The 13,173-nt window shown below is 68.0% G+C and carries 11 protein-coding genes and 1 tRNA gene; 1 reads left to right on the top strand and 11 read right to left on the bottom strand.

Annotation, left to right across the window (positions count from 1 at the left end):
* The 11 genes from RJT68_RS07540 to RJT68_RS07490 all read right to left on the bottom strand — a co-directional run bounded on the left by RJT68_RS07540 (position 1) and on the right by RJT68_RS07490 (position 12,116).
* Positions 1-1,464: a flippase gene (locus tag RJT68_RS07540; RefSeq protein WP_407039749.1), complete on the bottom strand. Its 1,464-nt coding sequence runs from the start codon at positions 1,462-1,464 to the stop codon at positions 1-3.
* A 445-nt stretch (positions 1,465-1,909) separates the two neighbouring features.
* The gene (locus tag RJT68_RS07535) at positions 1,910-2,599 is read right to left on the bottom strand and encodes an HAD family hydrolase (protein ID WP_407039748.1); all 690 of its coding nucleotides are present in this window, start codon (positions 2,597-2,599) and stop codon (positions 1,910-1,912) included.
* 62 nt (positions 2,600-2,661) lie between these two features.
* On the bottom strand, positions 2,662-3,351 hold the full coding sequence (locus tag RJT68_RS07530) for a TOBE domain-containing protein (protein WP_407039747.1): 690 nt from the start codon (positions 3,349-3,351) through the stop codon (positions 2,662-2,664).
* Between the two features lie 91 nt (positions 3,352-3,442).
* On the bottom strand, positions 3,443-4,219 hold the full coding sequence (locus RJT68_RS07525; RefSeq protein WP_407039746.1) for an amino acid ABC transporter ATP-binding protein: 777 nt from the start codon (positions 4,217-4,219) through the stop codon (positions 3,443-3,445).
* Entirely contained in the window at positions 4,216-5,052 is an 837-nt protein-coding gene (locus RJT68_RS07520; protein ID WP_407039745.1) for an ABC transporter permease, read from the bottom strand. The genes RJT68_RS07525 and RJT68_RS07520 overlap by 4 nt, the downstream gene beginning before the upstream one ends.
* Before the next feature lie 9 nt (positions 5,053-5,061).
* Entirely contained in the window at positions 5,062-5,979 is a 918-nt protein-coding gene (locus tag RJT68_RS07515; RefSeq protein WP_407039744.1) for a substrate-binding domain-containing protein, read from the bottom strand.
* Between the two features lie 556 nt (positions 5,980-6,535).
* Positions 6,536-6,606 (bottom strand) — tRNA-Gly (locus RJT68_RS07510).
* An 80-nt stretch (positions 6,607-6,686) separates the two neighbouring features.
* Positions 6,687-7,148: a DUF6677 family protein gene (locus tag RJT68_RS07505; protein ID WP_407039743.1), complete on the bottom strand. Its 462-nt coding sequence runs from the start codon at positions 7,146-7,148 to the stop codon at positions 6,687-6,689.
* 168 nt (positions 7,149-7,316) lie between these two features.
* On the bottom strand, positions 7,317-8,048 hold the full coding sequence (locus RJT68_RS07500) for a class I SAM-dependent methyltransferase (protein ID WP_407040341.1): 732 nt from the start codon (positions 8,046-8,048) through the stop codon (positions 7,317-7,319).
* A gap of 91 nt (positions 8,049-8,139) precedes the next feature.
* The gene (locus RJT68_RS07495) at positions 8,140-10,200 is read right to left on the bottom strand and encodes a type II secretion system F family protein (RefSeq protein ID WP_407039742.1); all 2,061 of its coding nucleotides are present in this window, start codon (positions 10,198-10,200) and stop codon (positions 8,140-8,142) included.
* On the bottom strand, positions 10,197-12,116 hold the full coding sequence (locus tag RJT68_RS07490) for a type II/IV secretion system ATPase subunit (RefSeq protein ID WP_407039741.1): 1,920 nt from the start codon (positions 12,114-12,116) through the stop codon (positions 10,197-10,199). The genes RJT68_RS07495 and RJT68_RS07490 overlap by 4 nt, the downstream gene beginning before the upstream one ends.
* 201 nt (positions 12,117-12,317) lie before the next feature.
* On the opposite strand from RJT68_RS07490, the gene RJT68_RS07485 reads away from it, so the two are divergent.
* Entirely contained in the window at positions 12,318-12,785 is a 468-nt protein-coding gene (locus RJT68_RS07485; RefSeq protein ID WP_407039740.1) for a DUF5793 family protein, read from the top strand.
* Positions 12,786-13,173: the final 388 nt, after the last annotated feature.

Below are 13,173 nucleotides of genomic sequence, written 5' to 3'. Positions count from 1 at the left end.
TTAGCTGACGGCGGAGATCGTTTCGGTGTCGATCAGCCCCACGGCCACCGAGAGCAAACTCCAGACGGCGACGCCGAGGGCGATCACGAGCGCGAGGGACAGCACCGACTCGGCGAAGTCGACCGTCAGGTAGACCGGAATGGCCATCGCCACGGTAACGCCGACGATGGCCGCGACGCGCCGGAGGAGGAAGCCGACGCGGAGGTCGAACTCGCGGTGGATGATGAAGACGTTGGCGAGCGTGTACAGCGAGTACGTGATGACCGTCGCCACTGCGGCTCCGACGACGCCGATCGCGGGGATCAGGAGGACGTTGAGCCCCACGTTGGCGAGGGCGGTCGCGCCCTTCACGATCGCCCGCTCGCGGGCCCGACCGAGGAAGTCGAGGCCATTGCTCGTGAGCTTCGTCACCGACCGGAGCGCGGCGTAGAGCGAGAGCACCTGGAGCACGGGCACCGCGCCGAGATACTCCGACCCGAAGAGCAACTCGAGCGCCGGTTCGGCGACGAGGGCGACCCCCGCCGCGATCGGGACGTAGAGCAGGAGCGAGTGGACGAGCGCGGTCTCGTAGAGGCGCGCCGCCTCGGCGACGTCCCCGTCGGATTTCCGAGCGCCGAACGTGGGCGACAGGGTGAACCCGAGCGCCGCCGCGGGCGTCTCCACGAAGTCGATCACCTGCTTGCTGACGACGTAGTAGGAGACGGCGACGGGCGACAGGAAGAAGCCGATGAGCACCGTGTCGATCTCCTTGTCGAGGACGTTCGCCGTGTTCGTCGCGGTCAACGGGACCGCGTACTCGCCGATCCGGCGCCGGAGGCCGTCTTCGATCTCGTCGGCGGCGTCCGTCGATCGGTAGTATCGGCGGTAGATCCACCCGAGGCCGATCGTCGTCACCAGCGCGAAGCTCAGGATGTACCCCGCCAGCGCGCCCACTCCCCCGAACCCGACCGCGACGAGACCGACGGCGAACGCGAGACGCAATCCCCGGTCGAGGGCGTACAGGGTCGCGCTCACGCGAATCTCCTCGAGTCCCTGGAGCGTCAACCGGACGAACGCCGAGAGCGCCTCGAACGCGAGGTAGGCCCCGCCGAGCAGCAGGAACGGAGCCAGGTCCGGTTCGTCGAGCAGCGTCGCGATGAACCGGTGTCCGGCGACCATCGCGACCACCACGACGGCGACGGTCACCAGGTTGTACGAGAGCACCGCCCGGAAGATGTGCGGGAGTTGCCCCGGATCGCGCTCTTTGTACTCCGCGGCGTACCTGGCCCCCGATTTCGCGATCCCCAGTTTGCTGAGGACGCCCACTGCCGAGAACACCGATATCGAGAGGAAGAGCAGGCCGTACTCCTCCGGCTCGAGCATCCGCGCCAGCAGGACCATCAACAGGCCGCTCGAGACGACGGCGACGATTCGCCCCCCGAGTTCGGCTCTGAACCGCGAGCCGAGCGACGAGGCGAGACTCACGGCGATCCCCTCCACGCGTTCGACGGGTTTGCCGTCGATCGATCCGCCGGGCGGGAATCCGACGTCCGGCGTCGATCGTCGGACGGACCCCCGGTCCGGGCGGAGGCGGCGGGGATTCGCGTCGAATCGCTCCGATCACCGGCATCGAACGACGAACCGTGCGTTCGCACACTCATTCGTTAGTGTGAACGACGCATCCGCGTCGCCCATGGTTATACTCTCGTTATCCCGACTGTCTCCGGAGCCGAACGTCCCCCCCCGGGGAGCGCTCGATAACGCTCTCCACGTCACACCCGCGTTCGCGTCGCTTCACCGAAAACCCGAGCCGAGCGCATCGAAGTAGGGGTAGCGTACGGCCGTAGCGAACCGGCGAGCCCCGCGAAACCGACCACCGCGTCGGAACCCCCTGGTGGCAGCCGCCGTTCGATTCGCGGAACCGGTCGGCTCAGAAATCGTCGGCTTCGGCGAAGTTGGAGTCCAGCACCGCCGGGAGTTCCTCGGCGAGGACCGACCCGTCGACGTGGGCGACCGCGCGTTCGTCCGGTTCGGGGCCGCCCTCGCGCACCACCTGGATCGCGTCGAGTCCAGCGTTCGTCGCCCCGACGACGTCCGCTTCGACCTCGTCGCCGACGTAGACGGCCTCGTCGGGGTCGACGCACAGTTCGCGCAGGATCGCCTCGAACGCCCGCGGATCGGGTTTGCCCGCCTCGAGTTCGCCGGTGACGAGCGCGGCGTCGAACGCGTTCTCCCATCCGAGCGTCTCGAGTTTGTCGCGCTGGGCGCGCACCGGGCCGTTCGTCAGCAGACCCACCCGATACTCGCGACGGAGTCGCTCGAGCAGCCGTTCGACGCCGGGGAGCGGCCGGAGGGAGTCGGCGATCGTCTCGCGGTAGGCGTTCGCGACGGCCGCCGGTTCGACGTCGGCTCCCGCCTCCTCCAGCAGATCCGCGAAGATGGGCTCGCGCGTCTCCCGCGTGAGGTTGCGACGATGCGCCTCGAGGTAGTCCTCGCGGGAGAGCGGCGGCGCGCCGGCGGACTCGGCGGCGTCGGCGAGGATTGCCCCCCTGTCTCGGTTCGGAACGGTGAGCGTGTAATCCAGATCGAAAACGATCGCCCGCACCCGTCCCCGTACCATGTCCGGGGGTAGGGACCCGCCGAATTTGAAGCTACCTCTTCCGGCGTTCGCTCCCGGCCTCGTCACTCGAGTCGGATCGCACGCGCCGCGGTCGCCTTGAACGAGGCCGCGATCGCCCGGCCGGGCTCGAGCTGGAGCCGACGCGAACTCGCTCGGGTGACGAGCGCCTGGAGCGTGACGTCCCCCTCGAGGCGGACGGTCACGCGGTCGATGGCTTCACCGGCGTCGATCCGCTCGACGGTCCCCGCGAACCGGTTGCGGAGACTCGTCCCGCTCTCGTCGGGCGCCTCGTCGGGGTCGGTCAGGACGACGGCGTCCGAGCGCACACTGACCTGGACCTCGCTCGCCCCGTCGGGGACGAGCGCGAGGACGGCCCCGATCGGCGTGTCGACGGTCGCCAGCTCCCCCGTTCGATCGCGGACGACGCCCGAGACGACAGACTCGGTCGCCGCCGCGACGCCGCCCAGTTCCGCGTCGTGGCGTTCGAACCGCCGGCGGAGGTCGCGGGCCGTCTCCGTCAGCTCCGTCCCGCCGCCGCCGCGACCGCCACGCCGGCGCTCGGTGATCGGCCCGACGGCGTCCTCGATCTCGACGATCCTGTTCTGGAGGCGGGCGTACGACCGCCCGAGTTCGTCGGCCGCTCGGTGCATGGAGCCGTGGGCCTCGATCGCCTCGAGCATCTCCACGTCGCGGCGGTCGATCGTGACGCCGCCGATCGCGAGTTTCGTGCTGTATTCCTTTTCGATCGTCATCGTCGGATTCGGGGCTCGGTCTCGAGGTGCCACCTGAACTCGTCGCTGGTTCGAATCGGGTGTGGTCCGGTTCCCGGAGACCCGCAGTCGATCAGTATACCAGCTCTCCGGCGATAAATTTCCGGGTTCGCTCGTCCCGCGGGTCCTCGAACACCCGCCCGGCGTCGTCCAGTTCGATGAGTTCGGACCCGAGGAGGACGCCCGCGCGGTCGGCGATCCGCTCGGCCTGGTGCATGTCGTGGGTCGCGACGACCACGCCGATCCCCCGGTCGCGGGCCTCGAGGACGGCCTCCTCGATGACCGCCGTGTTCCGCGGGTCGAGGTCCGACGTCGGCTCGTCGAGCAGGAGGACGTCCGGCTCGTAGGCGAGCGCGCGAGCGAAGGCGACCCGCTGGGCCTCCCCGCCCGAGAGCGACTCGGCGTCCTGCTCGGCGAGGTCCCCGAGGCCGACCACCTCGAGGGCCTCGTCCGCCCGGTAGGTTTCGGCGGTTCCGTTCAGCGAGCCGACCAGGTTCGCCACCTCGTGGCGGACGCGTTCGTGCCACGGCTTTCGGATTCGAAGGCCGTACTCGACGTTGCGCCGGACGCTCGCGTCGAAGAGGTTCGCCTCCTGGAACACCATGCCGATCCGTCGGCGGTACGCGAGTCGCTCGGATTCGGTGACGTCCCAGACGTCGACGCCGTCGCACTCCACCCGCCCGTCCGTCGGCGGTTCGAAGAGCGCGAGCAGCCTGAGGAGCGTCGACTTTCCGACCCCGGAGGGACCGATGAGGGCGACGACCTCGCCGGGATCGACGGTCAGCGAGACGTCCTCGAACACCGGCTCGCCGTCGTACGCGTGGGTGACGTCGGCGACCGAAAGCGTCATCGGCTCCCCCCGCTTCGACCGTCGGCGTCGGGTCCGGCTCCGGTGCCGGCCCCGGTTCCGCCCTCGGTTCGACCGCCGGCTCCGCCGCTTCCCAGCCTGACGACGATCGCGTTGACGAGCAACACCAGGGCGACGAGGATCACCCCGAGGACGATCGCCGTCTCGTAGCGACCCTGGCGCGCTTCCCGCTGGATCGCCGTCGTGATCGTCCGGGTGTAGGAGGTTCCGTCGGCGGTCGCGATGTTGCCGCCGACGATCAAGACCGAACCGACCTCGCTGATCGCCCGACCGAAGCCCGCGAGCACCGCCGTCGCGATGCCGTAGCGGGCCTCCTTTACTGTCACCAGCGCGACGTCGAGTCGGGTCCCGCCCATCGCGTAGGCGGCGTCGCGAACCCCGCGTTCGACGCCGCTCACCGCCGCGAGGCTCACCCCGGTGATCACCGGCGTCGCGAGGACGAACTGCGAGATGATCATCGCCTCGGGCGTGTAGACGAGGTCGAGCGAGCCGAGCGGACCCTCGTTCGAGATGGCGAGGAGCACGAGCAATCCGACGACGACGCTGGGAAAGCCCATCCCCGTGTTGATGATCGAGGCGAGCACCTGCTTGCCGCGAAACTCCGCGAATCCCATGGTGAGCGCCACGGGGAGGCTGAAGAGCGTGCTCAACGCGACCGCGACGACGCTCACCTGGAGCGAGACGACGGTGATGCTCCGGACGTAGTTCCACTCGAACGGGAACTCCGCGAACGGAGCGAACGAACCCAACGGGGCGAGCGAGCCGAACGAACCGGACGAGGCGAACAGCGCAAGCGACGTGATCTCGAGCGTCATCGTCGTCGATCAGTCGTCCGAATCCGGCCGCCACCCCTCCGGGACGTACTGCTGGAAGTTCGGTTCCTCCGACAGCGCCTCGGGATAGAACAGCTGCTTGCCGTCGACGGTGTACTCCTCGATGATCTCCTGGCCCTCCCGGCTCGTCAGGAAGCCGATGTACGCCATCGCGAGGTCGTACTCGACGTTCTCGTGGACCTCCGGGTTAACGGCGACCACGCCGTAGGGGTTGGACAGCAGTTCGGGTCCGCCCTCGATCGGTCCCTGCACGTGAATCTCGACGGCCTCGTCGTCCCGCGAGAGGAACGTCCCGCGGTCGGAGAGGGTGTACCCGCCCTGCTGGTTGACGTTGTTCAACGCGTTCCCCATTCCGTCACCGATCTCCTGGTACCAGTCGCCGCCGGGATCGATCCCCGCCTCCTCCCAGATGGCCAGTTCCTTCGTGTGCGTTCCCGAATTATCGCCTCGAGAGACGAACCGCGCCTCGGCGTCGGCGATGGCCTCGAACGCGCCGACGGCGTCGTCCGTGCCGTTGATTCCGGCCGGATCGTCCGGTTCGCCGACGATGACGAAGTCGTTGAACATCAGGTCGCGGCGGTTGACGCCGTACCCCTCCTCCATAAACTCGTCCTCGAGCGAGCGGGCGTGCACCATCACGACGTCGCAGTCGCCCCGTTCGGCGGTCTCGATCGATGCGCCGGTCCCGTCGGCCACCGTGTGGACGGTGACCCCGTAGCGGTCCTCGAACGGGGCGTTGAGTTCGTCGAGCAGCCCCGTGTCGTCGGTGCTCGTCGTCGTCGCCAGTTGCAACGTGGTTCCGGCGATCGACGCGTCGCCCTCACCCTCGTCGGCTCCCAGGCACCCGGCGACGGCCAGCGCTGCTGTTCCCCCGATACCGGCGAGAAACTCGCGGCGTTGTATCGGCATGGATACTGCGACCCGTGCAACCGTTATGAAACTTTGGGCGAGGGTAACCACCTGTGGTTATGGGGACTCGAGGTAATTTGCGAACGCGGCGACGCCGGCCCACGTCGACCGTGGACGCATTCAGGGCGCAACCGGATTCGGCTATCGACCGAGCGGCAGGCCTCGTCCGTCACTCCCTCCGAACGGCCACCGCAAGGAGTAGCTGTGTGGACCGGAAGTAGAATCGGATACGAGCCGTAGCGTCCGAATGACGTGAGGGCGACCGTCTCGCACGCTTCAACTCGTTTTTCTCGCACGTCCTCCTCGCGTCCGTTCGTCGAAACGTGCGCGGACCGGGATTTGAACCACTCCCGAGAACCTGCTCGCTACGCTCGCAGAACCCCGGTATTATTCAAATATCTCTCTCCCATTTTCTCGTCACGTCCGTTCTTCGAAACGTGTGCGGACCGGGATTTGAACCACCCCTGAGAACCTGCTCACTTCGTTCGCAGAACCTCAGTGTACTTCAAATCCCTCGGGCGATTGCTGGGGCTCACGAAGTCGTTCGCCCCAGCAATGCGCGGACCGGGATTTGAACCCGGGCCATGAGCTTGGAAGGCTCAGGTCCTGCCACTAGACCATCCGCGCTGTAGCGTGGACTCTGCGCTTCGTCGTTAAGTCTCTTCTCATTTTCGACCGCGTCCGGTCGCCGTCTCCCGAAACCGGAGTCAGTCGTCGGTCCGGCCGTTCTCCTCGAGCGAGTCGAACTTCGTCGTACACCAGTGACAGAACTCGAGTTCGGGATCGACGTCGCGACCGCAGTTCGGACACGTCACCGCCTCCTCGGGAGCCTCCCCCTCGGTCTCGGGGGTCGTCGAATCGGCGGCCCCAGCCTCCGCCAGCGCCCCCCTCGAGCGCGCGTTCTGCGTGCGAGCGAGCGCGTAGGCGTCCGCGACGCTGATCGTCACGACGAGGAGCACGGGGGCGAGCTCCCGCAGGTCGACGGCTTCCCCGTTCCACATCGCCTCGACCGTCGCGGGCTCGACGAAGAGCGAGGAGACGACCATCACGACGAGCATCCAGCCGATCGCTCGGAACCACCGGCGCAGATAGATGTGGCCGAGACCGGTGACCAGAAACCCGAGGAGTGCCGCGAACCACGGCCGTTTCCGTGAGATCGACTGGTCCATGTGTCGAGTTACTTGCCAATCAGCCATAAGTGTTGTTCCCCGCCCGCTTCGTCCGTTCGTCTATCCGTCACGTCCGAGTGGATGGATTCGCACGAATCGCACGTTCCCGTCGCCGCGGCGTTCGACAGACTGTTCGGCGACCGATCTCTCAGGACCAGTTCGCGTCTGCTACGCCCCATCGACGCCCGCCGTCACCGTCGCGTAACAGTTTCCGCTCGAGACCTCCCGCTCGAGGGTCTCGATGCCGCTCGCCGTCAGGTCGGCCTCGAACTCCGCCGGCGAGTAGATGTGGTAGAATCGGTCGACCGGTTCGCCGCCGGGGAGGGTCCACTCGATCGTCGTGTCGAACCCCTCCGGGGCGTCCCGGTCGGCGTCGAAGCGGTCGTGGGCGGTCGACCACGCGCTAACGAGCGCCCGGCCCCCCGGCTTCAGGACGCGGGCGAGTTCGCCGAGGCTCTCGAGGCGCGCCTCCCGCGTCGGCAGGTGGTGCAGCGTGGCGACGTACACCGCGATATCGACGGCGTTCGCGGCCAGCGGCAGGCGGGCGGCGTCGCCCTGAACGAGCGAGACGCCGAAGCCCCGGTCGTCGGCCCGCTCCCGGCCCGTCTCGAGCAGACCGCGGCTGACATCGAGGCCGATCACAAGGCTCGGTTCGAGTCGGTCGACCAGCACCTCGGCGTGGCGGCAGTTGCCGCAGCCGAGATCGAGACCGACGGGTCCCGCGGGACCGCGGCCGTCGGACTCGCGAGGGGTCGAGTCGGCGAGACGCCGCGCGCACTCGTCGACGAAGGCCTCGACCTCGGGCCAGGCGTACTCCCTCGTCGACGCGAAGTGCGTCGCGATCCGATCGTACGTCTCCTTCACGTCTCGAGGGTTCGGTGTTCGGTTCGGTTCGTCCATGGCTGCCGGTCGATGGGCGTACTCGAGCGCGGACGCGCAAAAGTGATCTGACATTCGGTCGGGCGCGTCGGGCCGCGATCGGGTCGCCGAATCAGACGACGAACGCGAAGAGGAGGTGCGAGAGGGCGATCATCGCCGCGGCGTGCTTCGCGCCGGCCCGAACGTCTCCGGTGCTCAACTGGCCGGCGATCAGCCCCGAGAGCAGCCCCTGGACCAGCGTGGCGTGCTCGAAGAGCGTCGAGTAGGCGGCCATGTCGGCCGCCGAGACGTCGCCGAAGCCCTCGAGTCCGCCACCGGAACCCGCCTCGAGTCCCTCGGTCGGCAGGTTCGGCAGCAGGTACGCCGCCAGGACCGCGATGATGAACAGGAAGACGAGGAAGGAGACGTAGACGACGATCGTGTACTCGACCATCGCCTGCTTTCGGTCGCGCTTGAGCCGCCTATCGGCCGCCGCCTGCCTCGAGGCGATCCCCAGCACCGTCGAGAGGTTCCCGCTCGCGTTCATCGCCTCCGTCACCAGCGTGACGACGCGTGCGGTCGCGCGAGTTCGCACGCGGCCCTCGAACCGGTAGAGCGCGGTCTGGAGGTCCGCCCCCCACTGGACGTCGTGCCAGACGCGGTCGAGTTCGGCGCCGAGCGGGCCGAGGTCGGAGCGCCGGACGTGGTCGATCGCCGAGACGATCGACGTCCCCGCCTCGTTGACGCTGGCGAGGCGGTCGAGGAGGTCTGGAATCGACGCCTCGATGGCCTCGATCCGACGGCGGTGAAGCCCGTAGAAGCCGGCGAAGACGACGAGAACGAACAGGATCGAGAGCGAGACGACGCCGTCGATCGCCGTCGCGTCGAACGAGTCGCCCGCGACCGCGTCCGGCAGCGATCGAGCGATCGCGAGGAGCGCGATCGGAATCGTGATCGCGAGCGTCAGCGCCGGCCGATCGCGCAGCGTTCGGATCGGGTGGCCAAAGCGGGATCGAAGACCGCGCACCAACTCGTAGTATCGGGCCCGCTCGAGGTTCTCCCGGTCGTACGCGACGCCGCCGTCGGCCAGGGGTGGCGCTCCCAGCGCGGGCCGCGAGACGTCCACCTCCCGGTCGACGGCGCGTCCCGGATCGATGCCGTCGGTGATGACGCTCAGATAGACGATGAACGCGACGTTGCCGAGCGGCAGTACGAGGTAGATGAGCGCCTGCAACGGCCGGTGGGTGTCCCCGACGGAGATGCCGATGACGACCAGGACCGTGATGAGAAACAGCGGCCCGGCGACCAGCACCGTCACGTACGCCTCGGCGAGCGTCGCCAGCAACGCGAGCATCCGTTCCTGCTGGGTTTCCGACTCCTCCTGGTAGTCGCGGTACTGTCGCTCGAGGAACGCCGAGAGGCTGTGGCCGCTCTGGAGGACGCTCACGAGGTTCTCGGTGAACTCGCGGAACTGGACGCTCGGCGAACGCCGTCCCATGACCTGCAGGGCGGAGATGACGTCCATCCCGAACGTGTCCACGTTTCGGACGGCGACCGCGAACTCGTTCGCGACCTCGCCGTAGGTGGCCTCCTGTTCGGCCGCGATCCGGACGATCTCTGGGAACGCCATCCCGCTCTTCGAAAGGGCGTGGACGAACGCGACCGCCGCGGGGAGCGTCGCCTCGATCCGCCGGGCGCGGGCGTCCGCGACGTACCGGGGGTACCACCACCGAAGCCAGTAGGTACCGCCGCCCGCGAGGGCGCCGAGGGTGAAACTCGAGACGGCGAACAGGGCGAACAGTTCGACCGCCGACAGCGCCGGCACGCCCCCGAGGTTCGCGAGGAACGCAAGCGATTCCGGGAGCGCTTCGCGCATCGTCTCGCGATCGATCGCGAGCGCGCGTAGGACCGCCCAGATGGCGTAGATGCCGACGACGGAGCCGGCGAGGGCGGCGACGGTCGCGTGGAGCAGGGTCGTCGAGGCGTACTCGCGGTAGGTCGTCGGGAACTGCGCGGACCGGAGCGCCGCCCGTCTGCCAGGGTGTTCGCTGCGGAACTCGTGGACGGCGCGCCCGAACAGGCGCACCGCCGCCCGGGCGAGCGCGCGGTCGGTCCCGTCGTGGTACCGGGCGACGAGCGCCGGGAGACAGATTGCGATGGCGAGCGCGAGCGGCGCGGTGGTGGCGAGCGTCATCGTTCGGATTCGGGACCGATCGAATCGCCATCGATCGGATCGGTCCCGCCCTCGCGTGCGTTCACCGAATCGCCAGCTTCGGTCGTTACCCCCACTTCGGCCGCGCCCTCGACGTCGGCTTCGGCTCCGTCCCCGGCTTTACCTCCGTCTCCGACGGTGGCATCCTTCCAGACTTCGGCTCCGTTCCCGGCTTCACCCCCGGCGCCGATCACCTCGAGAACCCCCTCCTTGTCGGCGTAGTACTCGTTGACGAGGGCGGTGAACCGGCGGTAGTCGGTGATCTCGTTCGTCCGAAGGTACTCGAGGAAGCGCTCGCGGTTGCGACGCTCGATCAGGAGCTCCCGCTGGCTCCAGCCCCGTTCCTCACGGATCTCCTCGAGGACGCGACTGCCGCGACCCTCGAACGTGTCGTCGTCGCCGTTCCACGCGTAGGTCGTCGAGTAGTCGAGTTCGCCCGTCCGCCCGTCGATCCCCTCGATTTCGGCGATCACCTTGTTCCGGCGAACGCGGCCGTCGTCCAGGCGGGTCAGCGTCTGAACCGAGAGGATGTCGAGGCTCCGGACCATCGCGCGCGGGACGTTGATCGGCTCGTTCTCGAGGCGGTTGATCACGGTCTGGACCGAGTCGGCGTGCATCGTCGAGTAGGTCGTGTGGCCCGTGTTCATCGCCTGAAAGAGCGTGATCGCCTCCTCGCCCCGGACCTCGCCGACGACGATGTACTCCGGGCGGTGACGCAGCGCCGACCGGAGGAGGTCGTACATCGAGACGTCGGTCCCCTCGTGAACGCGCTCCCGCGTCACGGAGGAGAGCCAGTTGTCGTGGTGGAGCTGGAGCTCGCGGGTGTCCTCGATCGTCAGCACCTTCGACCGGGGCGGGATGAACATCGAGACGGCGTTCATGCTCGTCGTCTTCCCCGAGGCCGTCCCGCCGGCGAACAGCAGGCTCTTGTTGTGCTCGATGGCGAACCACAGGTAGGCCAGCTGCTCGACGCTGAAGGTGCCGTACTCGAGCAGGTGGACCGGCGTGAACGGCTCGTCGGCGTACTTCCGCACGGTGAACGCCGACCCGCGGGGCGTCACCTCCGTCCCGAGGGCGAGTTCCGCCCGCGAGCCGTCGGGCAGGGTGGTCTCGACCATCGGGTCGCCGATGGAGATGTGCCGGCCCGAGTGCTGGGCGAGGCGGATCACGAACCGATCGAGGTCCGCCTTCGCGAAGGAGACGTTCGTCTCCACGTCGGCGTACTCGTCGTGATAGACGAAGATCGGGAGGTCGTAGCCGTCACAGGAGATGTCCTCGACGTGGGGGTCGTGCATGATCGGATCCAGCCGACCGTAGCCCCGGAAATCCCGGTGGACGTAGTAGAACAACCGGTAGAACGTGGCCACGTCGATCTCCGCGCCGTATTGCTCGAGGTACTCGTGGATCGTCTCCCGGAGGAGCGACTCGATGCGATCGGTCTCGTTCCCCTCCTCGCCACCGGATTCGCGTCCGCGTCCGATTCCTCGTCCGCCCCTCCCACGAGGTTCGTCCTCGCGCTCGCGGTACAGCAGGGGGTCGCGGACGTCCTCGAACAGCAACTCGAGGAACCTGCGCTCGTCGGCCCGGAGGGTCGGTTCGACGGTGACGTACCGGTGGTGATTCGCGGCCGGATCGTACTGGACGGTCACGAAGGAAAAGGGCGCGTCGACCCAGTAGCGATCGAGCTCCTCGAGGCCGTCGATCCCGTCGAACGCACACAGCGGGCCGTGTTCGGACGGGTCGTACTCGACGAGGTCGATCCGCGATCCGCGGAGGACGTCGCGGATGCGGTCGATCGTCCGCCCGATCGATCCGAGCGCGTCGCGCGACCGGTGGACGACGGCGCTCGGACCGGCCCCTTCGCGGTCACCCCCGTCCGACTCGTTCGTTCGACCCATTGGTGCTCGACGCCGCTGACCGACGGCGATTTCGTGTGAGATGCGGATCGCCACGGCTTAAATCGGACGGCCGATCGGACTCGACGCGAATCGATCGGTCCGACACCGCTGTTCGTATCACGCGCGCCAACTGTCGCCTCCTCCGTCCGTTTGCGCGTGCGTTACGTTCATACGAACTCGGACCTAATCGGACGGTACGGAATGAGGCGCGAGCACTTCACCTTGGACGTCAGCAACATCGACTGGGTCGAATCCGACGGCGAACCCCGCAAGCCGGCGGTATCGATCGACTTCACCGGCCCAGCGACGATGCTTCGCGAGCGCCTTACCGGTCCCGACGGCGACCTCCTCGCCGCGGACGAGACGGACGTCGCCTTTCGACTCCGGGACCCGCTCGGCGAGGACGCCGAGGGCGTCGTCAGCGTCACGGACCGGATCACCGGCGAGTTCGTCCTCGAACTGAACGAGGACGCCGAGGACGTCCTGCGATTCATCCGCGCGGCCCGGGGCTACGGCGAGCGCGAGTCGGACGAGGGTCGGTACGACGTGGAGATCTCCCTCGACGGGGAACCGTTCGTCGAATACGACAAGCGCACGTTCCTCGTCTACGATCGCGAGGGGAACCTCCTGCGCCATCACAGTCTGATTCCGAGCGGCGTCGAACTCTGAGCGCGCCCGGATCGCCGCCCGTGAAACGGGAGCGCCCGCCGAACGGTCCCTCGGAGTCCCCCGAAACGGGAGACGAACAGGCCACCTGCGAGCGTTTTCAGAGCGCCAACACGTCATACTGATGCCAGGTGCGAGCGAGATGCCGATGCGGAGCAGGGCGACACCCGGACCGTCCCCGGCCGATCCCGTCGTCCGAATTCGGTTCTACAGCCCCTGTTCGCCCAATTCGGGTTCACACTTCGGTTCTACAGCCCCTGTTCGCCCAATTCGGGTTCACACCATTGCCGCCCAGCGTCCGCCCCTCTCGCGACCCCCTCTCGAGCCGTCGCCCACCCCGCTTCTCACCGCCGACCGAAACGCGGCGCGACCCTCGGCGCGTTCGAGGAGT

Origin of the sequence: Halovalidus salilacus, assembly GCF_031852275.1 — an archaeon.
Classification (GTDB): Archaea; Halobacteriota; Halobacteria; order Halobacteriales; family Natrialbaceae; genus Halovalidus; species Halovalidus salilacus.
The sequence above is the reverse complement of the archived record's forward strand: the minus strand, read 5'-3'. Positions and strand labels throughout refer to the sequence as shown.